Source organism: Caulobacter sp. 602-2, assembly GCF_011043625.1.
Classification (GTDB): Bacteria; Pseudomonadota; Alphaproteobacteria; order Caulobacterales; family Caulobacteraceae; genus Caulobacter.
This window is the reverse complement of the sequence record NZ_JAAKGT010000004.1, coordinates 227,329-245,949: the sequence shown is the minus strand read 5'-3', so window position 1 is coordinate 245,949 and position 18,621 is coordinate 227,329. Positions and strand designations below refer to the sequence as shown.

17 protein-coding genes are annotated in these 18,621 nt (G+C 71.1%); 10 read left to right on the top strand and 7 right to left on the bottom strand.

The genetic code is table 11. The features are described 5' to 3' along the window. Nucleotides 1-44: 44 nt before the first annotated feature. From G5B46_RS11350 to G5B46_RS11330, 5 genes are all read left to right on the top strand, one after another. Complete coding sequence (locus G5B46_RS11350; protein ID WP_101720661.1) at nucleotides 45-230, top strand: NepR family anti-sigma factor; 186 nt, start codon at nucleotides 45-47, stop codon at nucleotides 228-230. A 2-nt stretch (nucleotides 231-232) separates the two neighbouring features. After that, nucleotides 233-838, top strand: coding sequence for a sigma-70 family RNA polymerase sigma factor (locus tag G5B46_RS11345; RefSeq protein ID WP_165258750.1), 606 nt, complete (start codon nucleotides 233-235; stop codon nucleotides 836-838). Next, nucleotides 835-2,550, top strand: a complete 1,716-nt coding sequence (locus G5B46_RS11340; RefSeq protein WP_346764902.1) for a sensor histidine kinase — start codon at nucleotides 835-837, stop codon at nucleotides 2,548-2,550. Before G5B46_RS11345 ends, G5B46_RS11340 begins: the two co-directional genes overlap by 4 nt. A 66-nt stretch (nucleotides 2,551-2,616) precedes the next feature. Then, nucleotides 2,617-2,754, top strand: coding sequence for an entericidin A/B family lipoprotein (locus tag G5B46_RS11335; protein ID WP_116489159.1), 138 nt, complete (start codon nucleotides 2,617-2,619; stop codon nucleotides 2,752-2,754). Nucleotides 2,755-2,962: 208 nt separating this feature from the next. Further along, a complete protein-coding gene (locus G5B46_RS11330; protein WP_205691616.1) occupies nucleotides 2,963-4,066 on the top strand; it encodes a hypothetical protein in 1,104 nt (367 codons plus the stop codon). Here the strand turns inward: G5B46_RS11330 and G5B46_RS11325 are convergent. The 3 genes from G5B46_RS11325 to chpT all read right to left on the bottom strand — a co-directional run bounded on the left by G5B46_RS11325 (nucleotide 4,063) and on the right by chpT (nucleotide 6,017). Next, the gene (locus tag G5B46_RS11325) at nucleotides 4,063-4,893 is read right to left on the bottom strand and encodes a protein-glutamate O-methyltransferase CheR (RefSeq protein ID WP_165258749.1); all 831 of its coding nucleotides are present in this window, start codon (nucleotides 4,891-4,893) and stop codon (nucleotides 4,063-4,065) included. The two genes, G5B46_RS11330 and G5B46_RS11325, sit on opposite strands and share 4 nt — an antisense overlap. Continuing rightward, on the bottom strand, nucleotides 4,890-5,267 hold the full coding sequence (locus G5B46_RS11320) for a response regulator (RefSeq protein ID WP_165258748.1): 378 nt from the start codon (nucleotides 5,265-5,267) through the stop codon (nucleotides 4,890-4,892). Before G5B46_RS11320 ends, G5B46_RS11325 begins: the two co-directional genes overlap by 4 nt. A gap of 66 nt (nucleotides 5,268-5,333) precedes the next feature. Beyond that, the gene (gene chpT / locus G5B46_RS11315; RefSeq protein WP_165258746.1) at nucleotides 5,334-6,017 is read right to left on the bottom strand and encodes a histidine phosphotransferase ChpT; all 684 of its coding nucleotides are present in this window, start codon (nucleotides 6,015-6,017) and stop codon (nucleotides 5,334-5,336) included. 138 nt (nucleotides 6,018-6,155) lie between these two features. On the opposite strand from chpT, the gene G5B46_RS11310 reads away from it, so the two are divergent. The 3 genes from G5B46_RS11310 (at nucleotide 6,156) to G5B46_RS11300 (ending at nucleotide 9,689) form a co-directional block, all read left to right on the top strand. Beyond that, nucleotides 6,156-6,347, top strand: coding sequence for a DUF3553 domain-containing protein (locus tag G5B46_RS11310; RefSeq protein WP_101711171.1), 192 nt, complete (start codon nucleotides 6,156-6,158; stop codon nucleotides 6,345-6,347). Next, a complete protein-coding gene (cysQ, locus tag G5B46_RS11305; protein ID WP_165258745.1) occupies nucleotides 6,344-7,123 on the top strand; it encodes a 3'(2'),5'-bisphosphate nucleotidase CysQ in 780 nt (259 codons plus the stop codon). The genes G5B46_RS11310 and cysQ overlap by 4 nt, the downstream gene beginning before the upstream one ends. Nucleotides 7,124-7,298: 175 nt before the next feature. Beyond that, the gene (locus G5B46_RS11300; RefSeq protein WP_165258744.1) at nucleotides 7,299-9,689 is read left to right on the top strand and encodes a TonB-dependent siderophore receptor; all 2,391 of its coding nucleotides are present in this window, start codon (nucleotides 7,299-7,301) and stop codon (nucleotides 9,687-9,689) included. Between the two features lie 21 nt (nucleotides 9,690-9,710). Here the strand turns inward: G5B46_RS11300 and G5B46_RS11295 are convergent, their stop codons facing one another. After that, the gene (locus tag G5B46_RS11295; protein WP_165258742.1) at nucleotides 9,711-10,247 is read right to left on the bottom strand and encodes a hypothetical protein; all 537 of its coding nucleotides are present in this window, start codon (nucleotides 10,245-10,247) and stop codon (nucleotides 9,711-9,713) included. A gap of 116 nt (nucleotides 10,248-10,363) precedes the next feature. Between G5B46_RS11295 and G5B46_RS11290 the strand changes: the two genes are divergently transcribed. Together G5B46_RS11290 and G5B46_RS11285 are read left to right on the top strand one after the other, a co-directional pair. Continuing rightward, the gene (locus G5B46_RS11290; RefSeq protein WP_165258740.1) at nucleotides 10,364-13,033 is read left to right on the top strand and encodes a PAS domain S-box protein; all 2,670 of its coding nucleotides are present in this window, start codon (nucleotides 10,364-10,366) and stop codon (nucleotides 13,031-13,033) included. Between the two features lie 75 nt (nucleotides 13,034-13,108). Then, nucleotides 13,109-14,776 (top strand): MFS transporter, encoded by a 1,668-nt coding sequence (locus G5B46_RS11285; protein WP_165258738.1) that lies wholly within the window; start codon nucleotides 13,109-13,111, stop codon nucleotides 14,774-14,776. 35 nt (nucleotides 14,777-14,811) lie between these two features. Here G5B46_RS11285 and G5B46_RS11280 read toward each other — a convergent pair whose 3' ends face one another. Genes G5B46_RS11280 through G5B46_RS11270 form a run of 3 tightly spaced genes read right to left on the bottom strand, consistent with a single transcriptional unit; the run spans nucleotide 14,812 to nucleotide 18,560 of the window. Then, entirely contained in the window at nucleotides 14,812-16,548 is a 1,737-nt protein-coding gene (locus G5B46_RS11280) for a heparinase II/III family protein (protein ID WP_165258736.1), read from the bottom strand. A 9-nt stretch (nucleotides 16,549-16,557) separates the two neighbouring features. After that, nucleotides 16,558-17,217, bottom strand: coding sequence for a ribulose-phosphate 3-epimerase (gene rpe, locus G5B46_RS11275; protein ID WP_165258734.1), 660 nt, complete (start codon nucleotides 17,215-17,217; stop codon nucleotides 16,558-16,560). Between the two features lie 59 nt (nucleotides 17,218-17,276). Further along, complete coding sequence (locus G5B46_RS11270; RefSeq protein ID WP_165258732.1) at nucleotides 17,277-18,560, bottom strand: RsmB/NOP family class I SAM-dependent RNA methyltransferase; 1,284 nt, start codon at nucleotides 18,558-18,560, stop codon at nucleotides 17,277-17,279. Between the last annotated feature and the right edge of the window lie 61 nt (nucleotides 18,561-18,621).

The window sequence follows — 18,621 nt, the reverse complement described above, 5'->3', positions numbered from 1 at the left end:
TCGGCCGCAGGGGGCGGACGCTGCGCACAACCGGCGTCGAGGACATGATCGAACACGTACCCATGGAAGATCAACGCAAGGGAGCCGCCTCGCTCGACGAGGCGCGGCTTCGGCAGCAGGCCATCGGCGTCAAGCTTCGGCAGATGTTCGATGAGGTGGTCAACGAGCCGGTCCCGGACGAATTCCTCGACATCCTGCGCAAGGCTGACAAGCCTTCGGGAGAGCGTTGAGCATGAGCGAAGCGCAAGTCGGCCGATCGCCCATCGATCCGGCCCGTGACGGGGTCTTCAAGAAAGAACTCGTCACCCTCATCCCGCACCTGCGGGCCTTCGCGCGCACCCTCACCGGTGACCCGACGGCCGCTGACGATCTGGCGCAGGACGCCATGATGAAGGCCTGGGACGCCCGGGCCAGCTTCCAGCTGGGCACCAACATGAAGGCCTGGACCTTCATGATCCTGCGTAACCAGTTCTACTCGGAGAAGCGTCGCTCCTGGCGCCAGAGCCAGCTCGACCAGGAGGCCGCCGAGCGGACCCTGGTGGCGGTGGACGATCCGGAAGCTCCGGTCGCCCTGGACGAACTGCGCATGAGCCTGGCCATGCTGCCGCCCGAACAGCGCGAAGCCCTGATCCTTGTCGGAGCCGGCGGCTTCGCCTACGAGGAAGCGGCCGACATCTGCGGCTGCGCGGTGGGCACGGTGAAAAGCCGGGTCAGCCGGGCGCGCCGCGCCCTCCAGGCCATCCTCGAGTCGGGCGGCTATGATCGCGACGGCGGCGCCGCCGGCGACGCGATGCACGCCATCCTGGCCGATGCGGAGCGCCTGAGCACCCAGCGGTGAAGCGCGTGTACGGCCGTGCGGCCGAGGTTGTCGGCACGATCCGGGTCAGGCTCGGCCTGGCCCTGACGGTCGCGCTGCTGCCCGTCCTGATGGCCGGCGTCCTGCAGTCGTACCTCGCCTTCCGCACCGAGGGCGACGCACGGCGGCAGAGCCTCGAGCTCGCCGCCGGCCACAGCGCCGCCACCGCCCGGGCCCGCATCGAGGCGGCCGGCGTGCTGCTCCAGACCCTGGGCCCCGGCTCGGTGGGTCTGGAGTGCGCCCGGCGGCTGGACGCGGTGAAGTCGCGCCTGCCCGGCTACGCCAACCTGATCCGCTTCGACGCCTACGGCCGCGTGGCCTGCGCGGCCGGCACGACGCCGCGCGACCCCGAGCGCGCCCAGCGCCCCTGGTTCCTCGACCTGGCGGCCGGCGCGCACCTGGCCGTCGCGCCGGCTCCGGGAGCGGTCTACGCCGGCGAGCCGTCGGTGCTGACCGCCGTCCGCGCCGAAGACAGCGCCGGCGTGTTCGACGGGGCCATGGCGGCCGTGCTCACCCTGTCGAGCCTCAAGCCCCAGACCGCCAACCGCTTCCTGCCCGACGGAGCCGAGATCGGCCTGGCAGACGCGCGGGGCAACGTGTTCTCGGCCACCGATCCAAAGGCCTTCGGCCCCGCCAACACCCAACTGCGCGAGGAAACCGAGGCCGGCCGGAAGACCATCCTGTGGTCGGGCAAGGACGCGCAGGGCCGCCGCCGGCTGTTCTCCGCCGCCCCGCTGGTCGAGGACGACGTGTTCGTCATGCTGTCGGCCCCCGCCCCGGGCATCATGTCCTGGGCGACCCTGACGCCGATCTCGCGCCTGCTGCTGCCGCTGCTGGCCTTCGCCCTGGCGCTGGCCGCGGTGTTCTGGGCCACCGAGCGGGAAGTGATCCGCTGGATCGTCTATCTGCGCCGGGTCGCGGCGATCTACGCCAAGGGCCGCTTCACGGTCCGCCCGCTGCAGGCCGAGCGCGCGCCGCCGGAAATCCGCGAGCTGGCCGAGACCCTCGACCAGATGGCGGCCGGCATCGTCACCCGCGACGCCTCGCTACGCGACAGCCTGGCCGAGAAGGACTCGCTGATGCGCGAGATCCATCACCGGGTGAAGAACAACCTGCAGATCATCACCTCGCTGCTGAACATGCAGCAGCGCGCCCTGACCGATCCGGCGGCGCGCACGGCGATGAACGACACCCGCCAGCGGATCACCGCCCTGGCCCAGATCTATCGCGCCCTCTACCAGGGGCCGGACCTCAAGCGGGTCGACCTGCGGCCCTTCCTTGAGGAGCTGACCGCCCTGCTGCTGGCCGGCGACGTCAACGGCCAGGGCTCGGTGCGCACCGAGGTGCACGCCGACCCGCTGGTCATCGACCCCGACCGGCTGGCGCCGCTGGCGCTGTTCGCCGTCGAGGCCATCACCAACGCCCAGAAGCACGCGCTGGCCGAGCGCGGCGGCGTGCTGACCGTCGACTTCTTCGTGCGCGGGGAAGAGGCCGAGCTGGCGATCGGCGACGATGGTCCCGGCGCCCCGGCCGGCCCGGGCGAAGGGGTGGGCCGCACCTTGATGACGGCCTTCGCCCGCCAGCTGCGCGGCACGGTCAAGTTCGACGCCAGCCCCATGGGCGGCCTCCTTGTGCGCCTTGTGTTTCCGACGCCCCAGGCGCTGCCGCCGGCCCAGCATCAGGCCGGAACCTAGGCCTGTCGGCCACGTTTGCTCTGGGCAATCTCAAGCGCCCGTCAGGGCCAGCACCGGAGAACTCTCATGCGCAAGTTCGTCATCCTGGCCGCCCTCGCCGCCAGCCTCAGCGTCGCCGCCTGCAACACCGTCGAAGGCGCCGGCAAGGACGTGTCGTCGGCCGGCAAGGCCGTCACCGACACCGCTCGCGACGCCAAGAACTAAGACGGGCCTCCCAGCCCGACCGCAGGGCCCGCCCCCGACCAGGGGCGGGCCTTTTGCCGTTCGGAAGCATCGTGTTGCGGCGACGGCGCCGATCGGGCGCCGCCGCGTCTCGCTTGCGCATCAACCATTGCGGCGTCGACAAGAACGCCCCGGTTTTCCTGTCGCCCGGGAGATAAGCCGGACAAGCTGACCCCCGATCCTGGGGGTCATGACGGTCCCGGTCGCCCTCCCCGATCCCGCCCTGTCGCCGGTCTTCGTGCACAGCGGCTGGCGTTGCTCGAGCACCTACGTGTGGAGCCGCTTTCGCGCCCTGCCCGGCGTGCGGGCCTATTACGAGCCCTGGCACGAGCAGCTGGCCGGCCTGACCCCCGAGCGCATCGCCCGCGAGACCCCTCGCGCCAGCGGCCTGCGGCATCCGGGCGACGATGTTCCCTACCTGGCCGAGTTCGCCGACCTGCTGGCGCCGGGCGGCGGCGTCGCCGGCTACCAGCAGCGCTTCGCCCTCGACGACTACTTCATGCCCGAGGGCCGCCAGGACGCCGCCCAGACGGCCTATGTGGCGGGACTGGTCAGCCACGCCCAGGCCGCGGGCCAGACCCCGGTGCTCGCCTGCTGCCGCACCCTGGGACGGATCGGCTGGCTGCGCCGGCGGTTCGGGGGCTTCCACGTGGTGCTGATCCGCGATCCGCTGCAGCAGTGGTTGTCGTTCCACTCGCTGCGCAAGCGGCCGCGCCCGACCTATTTCGAGCTTTGCCAGTACGTGCTGCTGTCCGAGGCGTCCGGCGCCGAGCCCCTGGCCCGGCGTCTGGGCCTGCCCGCGCCCAAGGGCGGCGCCCTCGCCCAGCGCATCGCCGCCGCCCGCCGGCGGCTGAAGCGCGCTCCGGCGAAGACCTCGTTCACGGCCTTCCTGGCGATCTACCTGCTGTCGTACCTGAAGGCCCTGCCGCAGGCCGACCTGGTCATCGACGTCGACCGCCTGGGCCAAGATCCCGACTACGCCGCCCGGATCGGCCAGGCCCTGCGCGTCGGATGCGGCCTTGCGCCGGACTTTTCCGATTGCCGCACGCCCGCGGCCCATGCCGAGGTTCCGGCGGCCGCCTATCGGCGGATCTCGCGGCAGGTGATCGACGCCCTGGAGGCGCGCCCGGCCCTGGCCGCGCCGGGCCCTGCGGCCCTGCTGTTCGCCAAGCTGTCGAAGGCCATGGCCGACGCGCCCGAACCGCCGACGTCGCTGCGGCGCCGGCTGGCCGACCGGATCTGGGAAACGCTCGAAGCCCTGGCCCCGCGCCGTCGGCGCCGGGCCCGGATCTAGGCCGCCGCGGCCCGGAAGGCCGGATCGCGCGCGAACAGGCCAGGACGACCCGGCAGCGGCCGCAAGGCCTCGGTCACGCCCGCCAAGCTCTCGTTCTCGCCCAGCACCAGAAGGCCGTCCTCGGTCAGACGGGCGGCCATGTGCTCGACCAGCCGCGCGCGCACCGACGGGTCCAGGCCCGGCAGCACGTTGCGCAGCATGACGAGGTCGAAGACCCCCATGCCCGACAGGTCGGACATCAGGTTGATCCGCCGCCAGCGCACCGCCTGGCGGATGCGCGGCGAAATCGCCCAGGTCTCGTCCTGGTTCTCGAAATGTTTGATCAGCAGCCGGATCGGCAGGCCGCGCTGAACCTCGAACTGGGTGTAGAGCCCGCTCTGGGCCTTCTCCAGGCAGCGCTCGGAGAGGTCGGAAGCGAAGAACTCGAACCGCACGCCCGGCTCCAGGCCGCGCGCCTCGTCGGCGGCGATGGCCAGAGAATAGATCTCCTGGCCGGTCGAGCACGCCGCGCTCCAGATCCGCACCGAACCGTCCTTGCGACGGCGCGACAGCTCCGGCATCGCCACGTCACGCAGGAAGGCGAAGGTGTCGCGGTCGCGGAAGAAGGCCGTCTCGTTGACAGTCAGGGCCTCGACCACCGCCCAGATCAGCCGCTCCTCGCGCTTGGCGCGCAGGGCCGCCACCAGGGCCTCGATCGACGGATAGCCTTCGCGGCGGGCCAGCGGCGCAAGGCGGCTCTCGACCACGTAGTGCTTGTCGGTCTCGACCTTCAGGCCGGCGCGGGCGCGGCCCAGGGCCGCCAGCAGATCCATGTCCTCGGGGGTCATAGCAGGCCCGCCTCGGCGAACTTGGCGGCGATGATCTCGCCGTCGAAGGGTTTCATGATGTACTCGTCGGCGCCGTGGTCGAGCGCCAGACGGATGTTGTCGACCTTGTTCTCGACCGTGCAGAACACCACCACCGGCGCGTCGCCGCCCGGCTCCTGGCGCAGGCGCTGCAGGAACTCCAGGCCGTTCATCACCGGCATGTTCCAGTCGAGCAGGACGGCATCGGGCATGGCCGCGCGACACCAGGCCAGCGCCTCCATGCCGTCGGCGGCCTCGGCGATCTCGAAGCCGATGTCCTCCAACGCACGGCGGGCCACCTTGCGGATCACCCGGCTGTCGTCGACGACGAGGCAGGTCTTCACGGCGCGCTCCAAATCCTAGAAAGGCAGGATGGCGCGATCCGGGTTAAGGAGCGGTGACGGCGCGGAAAAACGTACGCTTCAGTCGGCGGGCGTCCAGGCGGCGATGCTGACGCGCTCCTCAGCGATCTCGACGCCGATCTGGCCGCCGGCCGCGCGGACCACCGAATACAGATAGGCCGCCTGCACCCACGGACCGCCCAGGCCCTCGCCCAGAGGCTCGCCCTTCAGGCCGGCCAGCACTTCGGGACGCAGGCGGGCGCGGGGACCGACCGCGTCGGCGGTGATCGCGGTGCGCCCGTCGGCGACCACCGCGCGCAGGGTGGCCGCGCCACCGGCCGGCAGGGCGCTGGCGGCGATCTGGGCGATGTTGAGCAGGGCGCGCGAGGCGGCCTTGTTCAGCGGCTGCGGCGCGATGTCCCAGGTCAGGTTCGGCCGCACGTGGGCGAAGACGCCCTGCTGGGCCAGCTTTTCCAGCTCACGGGAGTCGAAGGTCTCGGCCGACGCCGAGGCGCCGAAGGCCACGCGGGTGAACTGCAGGAGGTCGGCCAGCTTGCGGGCCGAGCTGCTGATCAGGCTCATGGCGTCGTCGCGCATGTCCTGGGCGCTGGGATCCTCCAGCAGGTCCAGCCCCGAGACGATGGCGCTGGCCGGGCTGATGAAGTCGTGACACAGGCGCGCGGCCACCAGGGCGGCGAAATCCGGGCCGTTGACGTCCAGCGAAGGGGCGGGCGCAGGCGAGGCGGGGGCGGCGGTGTCGGTCATGGCCGCGATCTTTGGCGTGATTTGGAGCTTTGGCAAACGTCGCCGCGAAATCGGTTTCAACCAGGCCGCGCACAAATCGGCGCCGGCCGACACCTAAAAGCGCTCACACTTTGGCGCGCCACGCACTATCAGGGAGCCGTGATGGATCCGTTTCTCGAACCCGGCGTGCTGGTGCGCCATCCGGGCCAGCCCGACTGGGGCCTTGGCCAGGTGCAGTCCGTGACCGGCCATCGCGTCACCGTGAATTTCGAAGAGGCCGGCAAGCAGACGATCGACGCCCGCGTCGTGAGACTGGTCTTCGTCGGCGACGACCCCCGAGGACAAGCATGAGCTCCGCCCCCCTCCCGGCCGACATCGGTCGCGACCTGGCCAGGATCGTCGAGGCCGCCGCCGAGGTGATCCTGCCGTTCTGGCGGACCGAGCTCGACGTCGTGCGCAAGGCCGACGAAAGCCCGGTGACCGAGGCCGACAAGGCCGGCGAGAAGGTGATCCTGGCGCTGCTGGCCGAACGCTATCCCGACATCCCCGCGATCTCGGAAGAGCACGCCTGCGAATACGGCACGCCCGACCAGATCGGCCCGCGCTTCTTCCTCGTCGACCCGGTGGACGGCACCAAGGCCTTCGTCCGCGGCGACCCCAACTTCACCGTCAACATCGGCCTGATCGACAACGGCGCCCCCGTGGCCGGCGCGGTCTGCGCACCCGCCACCGGCGAGGTGTGGTTCACGGCCGACGGCGGCGTGGTCAAGCGCGAGGGGCCGGACGGCGCCGAGACGCCGGTGCGGGCGCGCGCCTGGCCCGAAGGCCAGGCCCTGGCCCTGGTCAGCCACACCATGAAGGAAGACAAGGCCACCGCCCTGGCCGACCAGTACGGCTTCAGCCTGCGGGCGCCGATGGACTCGTCGATCAAGCTGGCCCGCATCGCCGAGGGCGCTGCCGACATCTATCCGCGCCACGGGCCGACCATGGAGTGGGACACCGCGGCCGGTCACGCCCTGATCGTCGCCGCCGGCGGCCGCTTCACCACGCCGGAGGGCGAGCCGTTCCTGTACGGCAAGGCCGACCAGGGCTTCCGCAACGGCTGGTTCGTCGCCCGCGGCGCCTGATACGAAGCCGATACGTTGCATAATGGTCACGGTTGTCGCGCGCAGCGGCGACCGTGCTCCTCCTGCGACTGATTATTATTGCACCCCGGCAATTGCGTAAATAAGAACGCCTCGCAATTTCAGGACAGGGGCCGCGGATCCTCCCCCGCGACCCGAGCTGGGGTCTCTCGACAAGATGCATAAGCCTTCCTCGCCCGCCGCTGGCGTTCGCAGCCAAGCTCGCCGCGCCCTGGGCGCCGCCGCCGTCGCCGGCGTCGCCGGTCTCGCCCTGGCGCCCGCCGCCTTCGCCGCCAACGCCGACGCCGACGCGCCGGTCGCCACCGCGCCGGGCTCGGCCGACGTGCAGGAAGTCTCCGGCATCGCCGTCGACGCCCGCAAGGCCACCGACATGCAGTCGGGCAAGTACACCGCCCCGCTGGTCGACACCCCGCGCTCGATCACGGTGATCTCCAGCCAGATCATCGAGCAGACCGCCGCCACCTCGCTGCAGGACATCCTGCGCACCTCGCCGGGCATCACCTTCGGCGCCGGCGAAGGCGGCCAGCCGCTGGCCGACCGTCCGTTCATCCGCGGCCAGTCCTCGGGCAACAACATCTTCGTCGACGGCATCCGCGACACCGGCGGCCAGACCCGCGAAGTCTTCAACCTGGAACAGGTCGAGGTCATCAAGGGTCCGGACTCGGTCTACAGCGGCCGCGGCTCGGGCGGCGGCAGCATCAACCTGTCGAGCAAGTCGCCCAAGGCCCGCAACTTCGCCAGCGGCTCGGCCGCGGTCGGCACCGACAACTACTACCGCGTCACGGCTGACGGTAACTACAGCTTCGCCGAAAACGCCGCCTTCCGCCTGAACCTGATGACGACCAAGGGCGACACGCCCGGTCGCGACAGCGTCGACTTCAAGCGCTGGGGCCTCGCGCCGTCGCTGGCCTTCGGCATCGACACCGCCACCCAGCTGACCTTCAGCTACTATCACCTGGATACCGACCAGGATCCCGACTACGGCATCCCGCTGGCCAGCAAGCGCACCTGGGGCGTGGCCGGCACCGACAGCCGCACCCGTCCGGCCAGCGGCATCCTCGACGTCTCGCGCGACGCCTATTACGGCCTCGACCGCGACTGGATGAAGACCAAGGCCGACATCGGCACCATCGCCGTGCGCCACGAGATCAACGACAACTTCTCGGTCCGCCAGGCCTTCCGCTATGGCAAGACGCTCAACGACTACTTCGTCACCAACCCCGGCGACGGCGGCGCGGCCCAGTTCGTGGCCGGCGAGTGGTGGATGAAGCGCGGCACCAAGTCGCGCTGGAACGAGACCAAGACCATCGCCTTCGTCAGCGACGTCAGCGGCAAGTTCAACCTCGGCTCGATCGAAAACAGCTTCAACGCCGGCTTCGAGCTCGGCCGCGAGCAGAACGACAACGCCACCTACACCTTCTACACCGCCAGCGGCTCGTCCTGCCCGGTCGGCTTCACCGGCGCCGGCACCGGCGACTGCACGCGCCTCTACGCGCCGAACCCGAGCGACGCCTGGAGCGGCACGATCAACCGCGGCCCGGCTTCGCAATCGAAGACCAAGACCGCCGCGCTCTACGCCTTCGACACCGTGAAGCTGACCGACAAGCTGCTGCTGAACGTCGGCGTCCGCTACGACGACTACTCGACGCAGGGCTACAACGCCGCCTCGACCAACACCAACGGCGTCATCACCTCGGTCACCTACACCAACGTGCCCAAGACCAGCTGGGACTTCGTCAACTACCAGATCGGCCTGAACTACAAGCCGACCCCGTCGAGCAGCATCTACGGCTCGTTCGCCACGTCCTCGACGCCGCCGACCATCGCGGCCGGCGACCAGAACGGTTCGGGCGGCATGGGCTCGGGCGACCTGGCGACCAAGGTCCTCGATCCGGAAGACACCACCAGCTACGAGCTGGGCGCGAAGTGGAACCTGTTCGGCGACCAGCTGGCCCTGTCGGGCGCGCTGTTCCGCACCGAGCGCCAGAACGCCCAGATCCTGGTCGGCCCGGAACCGACCAACTACGAGCAGGTCGGTGAAACCCGCGTCCAAGGCATCGAACTGGGCGTTTCCGGCAAGATCACGCCCAAGTGGCAGGTCTTCGGCGGCTACACCTACATGGACAGCAAGCTGGTCCGCGGCGCCGTCACCGTCACCAACACCGGGACCACCGCCAATCCCGTCTACACCGTGACGCCGCACCTCAACACCGGTGACCCGCTGGCCAACACGCCGAAGAACACCTTCAGCCTGTTCACGACCTACCGCGTGCTGCGTCCGCTGACGATCGGCGGCGGCGCCTACTACGTGTCGAAGACCTTCGGCGGCAACCAGGGCGGCGCCGGCGGCGGCACCAACGGCATCTACATCCCGTCCTACACCCGCTACGACGCCTTCGCCTCGTACCGGGTCAACGACAAGGTCGACCTGCAGCTGAACGTCCAGAACCTGACGGACGAACGCTACATCCTGCGCACCAACGGCGTGCACCACGCCGACCCGGCGCCGGCCCGCCAGACCATGCTGACGCTGAACGTCCGCTACTGATCCCTTCGCTCCGGCGAACGATCACCTCGAAGGCCCCGCCCGGAGCGATCCGGGCGGGGTTTTTCGTTCGTCGGCGAGCCTGGCCCGCGCCTGCAGGATCGACAGGCTGCGGCGCGCCGCCGGCCCGACCTCGCTCCAGAGACGCGACTGCCCGCAGCCGTAGTTCACGTCGAGCGCGCCCTTGGCCTGGGACGGCAGCGCCACGGTCGGCTCGAACCGTTTCAGGAACAGCAGATACTCCCCGCCCAGGTCCGGACCCGCGTCGCCGTCGAGATAGAAGCCGCCGCTGTCTCGGAAGCTGAACAGGCTGAACGCCCTTGGCGGCGCGCCCTTGAAGACGTCCTGCGCCGACAGGCGGTAGAGCACCCAGCTGTCGCCCTCGTCGCTGGAGACGTTGACGGCCGACAGCACCTTGGCCCGAACCACATAGCGGGCGTCGGCGAACTCCTGCTCCAGCGTGGTCTTGGCGTAGAGTTCACCCTTGTACATGCAGAAGGCGGCGGCGGGGCTCGCCCCCGCCAGGGCGGCGATTGCAACCAGGATCGACGCGAGCTTCATGGCTTCTCCCCGCCCCACGCGGCCGGGTGGAATCTTTCTCCCCAACTCGCCGCCACGCCAACCTTAAGTTTACCCTTGGGCGTGACAATCCGCCTCACCTTCCGCCGGGAGCTGGGATGTCCTCGCCGTCCTCGCCAGATACGCCGCCCGCGCCTCTGAGCCAGGCCGAGAGCGCGCAGTGGTTCTTCGAGAACGCCCACGACCTGTTCGCAGTCGTGGCCGAGGGCCGTTTCGCCACCGTCAATCCGGCCTGGACCCGCCTGACCGGCTGGACCGCCGCCGACCTGATCGGCCAGTCGCCCCTGCAGTTCGTCGATCCCGCCGATCACCAGGAACTGCTGGAGTCCGGCAAGGTGATCCGCGGCATGGGCGGAGCGGTGATGCGGGTGCGCATGGTCTGCAAGGACGGCCGCCGCGTCTGGCTCGAGGCCCACGCGCGCCTGGGCCCCGCCGGCGAGATCGTCGGCACCCTGCGCGACGTCTCCGCCGAAGTGGCCCGCAAGGCCGAGCAGGCCGTTTCACGCCGCACGCGCGAGATGCTGGCCTCGGCCGCCGGGGTCGGCGTCTGGAGCTTCGACCCCGTCGCCGACCGCATCGAGTGGTCCAGCGACATCCTCAGCCTCACCGGCCTGCGCCCCGAGGAGGTGTCGACGCCCGAGGCTTTCTACGCCCGGCTGGACGAACCCGAGCGCGGCCGCGTGCGGGCGACCTTCGCCCGCGCCGTGCGCACGGGCCAGGGCGGGACGATCGAACACCACATGCGCGGCGCCACCGGCCAGAAGTTCGCCTTCCGCGCCACCTTCCAGACCGAGCCGCGCCCCGGCGGCGTGTTCGCCCTGCGCGGCATTTCGCAGAACATCACCGACGTCGCCCGCGATCGCGACCTGGCCCGCTGGGGCGAGGAGAAGGCCCGCAAGCTGGTCGAGGGCGCGCCCTTCGCCGTGGCCCTCTACGACCGCGAACTGCGCCTGACCGTGGTCAGCCCGCGCTTCCTGGAGATCTTCCAGGCCACCGAGGCCGAGGTCATCGGCAAGTCGCTGCACGACCTGACCTACGGGGCGCGCAAGCGCTTCGTCGCCGCTGTCGAGCGGGCGCTGACCGGCCAGACCGTCGTGCGCCGCGAGGACAGCCTGACCGACGGCCATGGCCGCGAGCACCGCTTGCGCTGGGAGGCCCGGCCCTGGCGCGACGCCAGCGGCGCCATCGCCGGCGTGATCACCTACATGGACGACGTCACCGCCCTGGCCGACGCCCGCCGCGAGGCGCGGGCCAACGCCCGGCGACTGAAGACCGCCCTCGGCGCGGCCCAGGCCGGCGTCTACGAGATCGACCACGCCGAGAAGAGTTTCTGGGGTTCGCCGGAATTCCACCGGATCCTGGGCCAGCGCATCACCTTCGACGACGTGCGCCAGGCGATCTGGCCGATGATCCGCTCCGAGGACGTGGCAGCGGTCTACGCCGCCGGCGCCGTCGGTCGCTGGGGCGAGCGGGCCTTCGACGCCCGCGTGGTCCGCCCCAACGGCGAGGAGCGCTGGATCCGCCTGTTCCACGAAATCCGCCGCGACGCCTCGGGCCGGGTCAGCAAGGCCTATGGCCTGGTGCTCGACATCGACGAGCAGAAGCGCGCCGAACTGGCCCTGGTGGAGGCCGAACGCGCCGCCCAGGCGGCCAACGAGGCCAAGGCCCAGTTCCTGGCCAACATGAGCCACGAGATCCGCACGCCGATGAACGGGGTGCTGGGGGTCATCCACCTGCTCAAGCGCCAGGGGCTGTCGGCGGAAGCCGACCACCTGCTGGGCGAGGCCCTGGCCTGCGGTCGCATGCTGTCGACCCTGCTGGACGACATCATCGACTTCTCGCGCATCGAGGCCGGACGCCTGGACGTCGCGCCCGAGCCGATCGACCCGGCCGACCTCGTCCACAGCGTCGCGCGCCTGCTGCGCGCCCAGGCCGAGCACAAGGGCCTGGCCCTGGTGGTCGACGCGCCCGACCAGGGCATCGTGCTGGCCGACCCCACCCGCCTGCGCCAGGCCCTGTTCAACCTGGTCGGCAACGCGGTGAAGTTCACCCTGTCGGGCTCGGTGTCGCTGCGCCTGCGTCGGGCCGGCGCCGACAGGCTGGTGTTCGAGGTTTCCGACACCGGCGTAGGCATCCCGCAGGAGGCGCAGCAGCGCCTGTTCCAGCGCTTCCAGCAGGCCGACGCCAGCACCACCCGGCGGTTCGGGGGTTCGGGCCTGGGCCTGGCCATCACCCGGCGCCTGGCCCAGATGATGGGCGGCGAGGTCGAGTTCAGCTCGGTCGAGGGCGAGGGCTCGACCTTCAGCCTGTCGATCAGCGCGCCGCCGGTGCAGACCGCGCCCCGCGACGAGGCCGACGGCGAGAAGATGCTGGAGGGCCTGAAGATCCTCGTGGTCGAGGACAACGCCACCAACCGCATGGTCGCCCGCCGGATCCTGGAGATGCTCGGCGCCGACGTCGAGACGGCCGAGGACGGCCTGTCGGGCGTGGAGGCGGCGATGCGCGGCTTCGACCTGATCCTGATGGACGTGCAGATGCCCGGCGTCGACGGCCTGGAGGCGGCCCGCCGCATCCGCGCCCTGCCCGGCCCGGTCGGCGCCACCCCGATCGTGGCCCTGACCGCCAACGTCCTGGCCCACCAGCGGGCCACCTATCTGGCCGCCGGCATGAACGGCGTGGCGGCCAAGCCGATCTCACCCACCGCCCTTCTGGCCGAGATCGTCAGGGTGGCCGAGGCCGCCGGCGCGGCCGAGACGGCCGCCGCCTGACGACGTCACGCGATCGGCGCCCTTTTCAGCGACCGGCGTTACGGTCTAATCCTCCTGCCAATTAGGGGGATCCGCATGACGGACACGACAGCCGGCGCCGCGAAGGAAAAGGGCGCGTCGATGCGCACGGTGGTGGCGGCCTCGTCGGCCGGCACGGCCTTCGAGTGGTACGACTTCTTCATCTTCGGCAGCCTGGCCCAGGTCATTTCCAAGACCTTCTTCACGGGCCTGTCGGACACCGCCGGCTACGTGGCGGCCCTGGCCCTGTTCGGGGTGGGCTTCGCCTTCCGGCCACTCGGCGCCCTCGTCTTCGGCAAGATCGGCGACCAGGCCGGCCGCAAGGGCGCGTTCCTGGCCACCGTGCTCCTGATGGGCGGCGCGACCTTCGCCATCGCCCTTCTGCCCACCTTCCAGCAGGCGGGGATCATCGCCCCGATCCTGCTGATCATCCTGCGCTGCGTGCAGGGCTTCGCGCTGGGCGGCGAGTACGGCGGGGCCGCCATCTACGTGGCCGAACACTCCCCGCCCGGACAGCGCGGCCGGGCGACCTCGTGGGTGCAGAGCTCGGCCTCGCTGGGCCTGTTCGCGGCGCTGCTCGTCATCCTGGCGACCCGCTGGGCGCTGGGCGCGCTCGTCGGACCCGAGGCCTTCGACGCCTGGGGCTGGCGCATCCCGTTCGCCGTCTCGATCGGCCTGCTGGCAGTCTCGGTGTGGATGCGGCTGAAGCTCAGCGAAAGCCCGACCTTCGCCCGCATGAAGGAGGAGGGCGCGGCGTCCAAGGCCCCCTATGCCGAGGCCTTCGGCCAGTGGAAGAACCTCAAGCTCGTTTTGCTGGCCTTCTTCGCCGTCATGTCGGCCCAGGGGGCGGTCTGGTACACCACCTTCTTCTACATCCAGACCTTCATGGAGAAGTTCCTCAAGGTCGCGCCCGGCACGATCAACGCCCTGATGATGGCCGCCGCGGCGGTCAGCGCGGTGCTCTACGTCGTGTTCGGCGCCCTGTCGGACAGGATCGGCCGCAAGCCGGTGATGCTGGCCGGCATGACCCTGGCCCTGGCCTTCTACTTCCCCGGCTTCCACCTGCTGGAAAAGGCCGCCAACCCGGCCCTGGCCGAGGCCTCGGCCAAGGCGCCGGTCAGCGTCACCGCCGATCCCGCCGACTGCGCCCTGCAGTTCGACCCCATCGGCAAGGCCGCCTTCGTCTCGTCCTGCGACATCGCCAAGGGCGCCCTGGCCAATGCGGGCGTCTCCTACGCCAACCACGCCGGTCCGGCCGGTTCGCAGGCTATCGTCCAGGTGGGCGAGACGCGCATCGTCTCCAAGAGCGCCAAGGGCCTGCCGGCCGCCGAGGCCAAGGCGGTGAAGACCGCCGGCGAGGCCGCGATCAAGGCCGCCCTGGCCAAGGCCGGCTATCCGACCACCGCCGATCCCGAGCGGATGAACCTGCTAGGCGTGTTCGGCGTGCTGCTGGTGTTCGTGGTCGGCGCCACGGCCCTCTACGGCCCCCTGGCGGCGGCCCTGGTCGAGCTCTTCCCGACCAAGGTGCGCTACACGGCCCTGTCGCTGCCCTATCATATCGGCACCGGCTGGATCGGCGGCTTCGTGCCCTTCAGCGCCTTCGCCATCGTCGCGGCGGTGGGGGATATCTACGCCGGGCTCTGGTACCCGGTGCTCTTCACCCTGATCAGCGTGCTGGTGACGGCGTTCCTGCTGCCGGAGACGAAGGACAGGTCGCTGGATTGATCATGAAAACCTCTCCCGTGGGGAGAGGGAGATTTCTAGTGATCCGTCGCCCGGGCCAGTTTCCAGCGAATCTTGGCGCCCTTCTCGGCGCGGACCTGGCTTTTCAGCACGATCACCCCGGCCTGGCGGGCATGGCCGTGGTCGAAGTGGGGTGCGGCCAGGACGGCGACATCGGGCGCGTCGTTGCGCAGCCACCAGCCGACGTTGGACGGGCCCTTGATCAGCACGCTCTTGCCGTCGCGCGCCAGCGAGGCGCGGGCGTTGGGGTGCAGGTGGAAGCTGATCTTGAACGGGTGATAGCGGCGCGGACCGTCGGCCTTGGCCTCGGCCATCGGGATCAGGCTGTCCTCGCCGCGCAACTCGTCGGCCGCCAGGTCGAGAAACAGGCGACGGGCGTGCTTGAGGCCCAGCCGGCGCCAACCGTCGTGGACGATGTCGAGCCAGACGCCCTGCTCGCCGTCGTGGCGGCGGGATTCGACACTGGTGGCGCCGTCGACCAGCCAGGGACCCAGCGCCGCGGCGCGGAAGCCCGACAGCGGCCGTCCGGCGGATCCCTCGCCCACCGACACCGTCGAGGCCGCGTCGGATAGGCGGAAAGCCTGGGCGTTGGCGGCCTCGGGGCTCCAGCCGCTGGAGGTGATCAGCCGGTCCTTGCCGCAGACGATCTCCAGCGCCGCCGGCTGGGCGCAGGCCGAACGGCTGAGCGCGCCGACCGGGGGCGCGCCGGCGTCGGCCAGCACTTGGATCGCACCGCCCTGCATCTTCTGGAAGCCGGCGTGCGGCATGTCCATCGGCGGGCGCGGTCCATGGTCGTCATGGGCCAGGGCGGCGGCGATGCGGGCCGGTTCGACCGTCTCGCCGCCATGGAAGGCCGCCAGCTTGCCGTCGGCCAGGGTGAAGAAGCGCGCGCCCGACGACAGGCGGTCGATGGCCCGGCTGATCGCCTCGGGCGTCGGCCGGCCGCGCTGGCCCAGGGCGTCGTCGAGGGTGAGCAGGTCGAACAAAAGCTCCAGCCCGGCCTCGGGCGAGCGCGAGGCGTGGCCGCCGTCGGCCAGGACGATGGCGTCGATGTCGCGGGCGATGCGGCGCAGGCCTTCGGCCATCAGCCGGTCGGCCGCCTTGCCCACCAGGGCCGTACCGGCCACGGCCACCACCACCGCCCGCTCAAGCGCGCGGTCGGGGGCGTCGGAGGCCTTCATCAGCTGGCGCGCGCCGCGGGCCACGTCCAGCGCCAGGGCGGCGGTCTCGGCGTCGGAGGCGCCCGGCGACAGGGTCTTGGCGGCGCAGGCCAGATGGAACGTGCGGCGCTCCAGGCACTCGCCCGACCACGAGAAGGCGTTCCAGGTCCCGAACACTCGGCGCCAGTCCTGGATCAGGCGCAGCGCCCGGCGCGCCCCCTCGGGCCCCTGGGCCAGAAGGCCCGGCAGCCAGTCGAAGCGATGCAGGGCCACGGCGAAGGCGCGCGAGGGACTGGGGGTGTCGAAGGGGTCGCCCTCGGCCCCGACCTTCAGGCTCTCGTCATGCAGGGTCAGCACGCCGTCCAGCAGCTGGCGGCCGCGCTGGATGTCGACGGGACGAGGGTCGTGCGGGCGCGCCGACAGGCCGACAGGACGTGGGGCGGTGATCAGGGCCCGATGCGGCGGCGAGCCGAACCATTCGCGCTCGACGGCCGAGCGGGCCGAGGCCGAGACCGATCGCGCCAACACGACTCCGCGCCGCAGGGGACGCCCGGCGGGCTTGGATGCGGAGGGCGTGGCGGGCGCGCCGGTCATGCCGTGGCGTCAGCCCCCTTTGAGCGCGCTGATGTTGGCGGCGTAGGCGTCCGGACCGCCCTTGAACACCGCCGAACCGGCCACCAGGGCCGTGGCGCCGGCAGAGACGCACTGGGGCGCGGTGACCGGGGTCACGCCGCCGTCGACTTCCAGGATGATGTCCAGGCCCTGGGCGTCGATCATCTTGCGCAGGGCCTCGACCTTGCGCAGCTGGCCCGGGATGAAGCTCTGGCCGCCGAAGCCGGGGTTCACCGACATCACGAGCACCAGGTCGACGTCCTCGAGGATCCATTCGACGTGGTCGAGGCTGGTCGAGGGATTGAACACCACGCCCGCCTTGGCGCCCAGCTGGCGGATGCGCTTGAGCGAGCGGTGCAGGTGCGGGCCGGCTTCCGGGTGGATGCTGATGATGTCGGCGCCGGCCTCGCGGAAGGCCTCCAGGTACGGGTCGGCCGGGCTGATCATCAGGTGCACGTCGAACGGGATCTTGGCGTGCGGCCGGATCGCTTTGACGATGTCGGGACCGAGCGTGATGTTCGGCACGAAATGGCCGTCCATGACGTCGACATGCACCCAGTCGGCGCCGGCCGCCTCGATGGCGGCCACTTCGGCGCCCAACTTGGCGAAGTCGGAGGCGAGGATCGACGGAGCGATGATCGGCGCGGTCATGGTGTTCTTGGCTTACCGGGCAAAGGCTCGCGCTACAAGCGAGCGGTTGAGTTCCAGCCTTACGCGGCCTTGACGAAACGGGCCGCGAAGAAGCCGTCCTGGCCCCCTTCGCGATGGTGGGGCAGCAGGCGCAGCGTCCCGCGGGCGGTCAGGCTGCCCTCGGGGGCGCCGCCCTCGCCGGCGCCGATCGGCGACAGCGAGAACTCCGGATGCCGGGCCAGGAAGGCCTCGACCTGGGCCTCGCCCTCCTCCGGCTCCAGCGAGCAGACGCAATAGACCAGCCGGCCGCCCGGCGCGGTGCGCCTGGCGGCGCTGTCCAGCAGGGCCGACTGCACGGTCGCCAGGCTGGCCACGTCGCCGGGGCGCGCGGCCCACAGCACGTCGGGGTGGCGGCGGAAGGTGCCGGTGGCCGAGCACGGGGCGTCCAGCAGCACGGCGTCGAAGGTGCGCGCGTCGTCCCAGGTCGAGGCGTCGGCGGCCACGACCTCGGCTTCCAGGCCGATGCGGGCGAGGTTTTCGGTCACGCGCTTCAGACGGGCCGCCGAACGGTCGACGGCCACGACCTTGGCCCCCGTAGCGGCCAGCTGCAGGGTCTTGCCGCCCGGCGCGGCGCAGAGGTCGACGGCGGTCTCGCCCGGCTTCACGTCCAGCAGGCGGGCCGGAATAGCGGCGGCGGCGTCCTGCACCCACCAGGTCCCGGCCTCGAAGTCGGGCCAGCCGGCGACGTCGCCGCGGCGGCGCGTGCGCAGGGTGTCGCCGGGCAGGACCTCGGCCTCGATGGCCTCGGCCAGGGCGGCCACGTCGGTCCCGGGCTTGAGGGAAAGGTCGGTGGCCGGCTCCTCGGCCACCACGGCCGCCAGGGCGCGGGCGTCGTCCTGGCCCCAAGCGCCGGCCCAGCGGGCGAACAGCCACGGCGGCACCAGGGTCGAGGGGTCGTCGGGCGGAGCGCCGTCGCGCAGCAAGCCGCGCAGCACGGCGTTGACCAGGCCCTTGAACGGACGGCTGGCTTTGTTGGCCCCGGCCAGTTCGACGCTGGTGGCCACCGCCGCGAAGGCGGGCACGTCGAGGAAGAAAGCCTGGGTCGCGCCGAGCCGCAGCAGGTTGCGCACGCGCGGCGGCGGCTCCTTGCTGAGCTTGGCGGCGAGAGCCCGATCGACGGGCCCCAGACGGCGCAGGGCGGCCATGGCGAGCGCGCGCGCGAAGGCGCGCTCACGCGGCTCCAGGGCGCGGAAAGCGTTGGTCGTCGCGGCCTCGTCGAGGCCGCCGCGGCGCGAAAGGGCCGCGTCGAGTAGGGCGAGGGCCGCTTCCCGGGCGGGAAGGCCGTCGTTCAGTTCCTGAGTCACCGCCCCGCCGTGCCCCGCAATGCGCCAAAGCGCAAGCCCCTTGGATGCTCCATCGACGCTT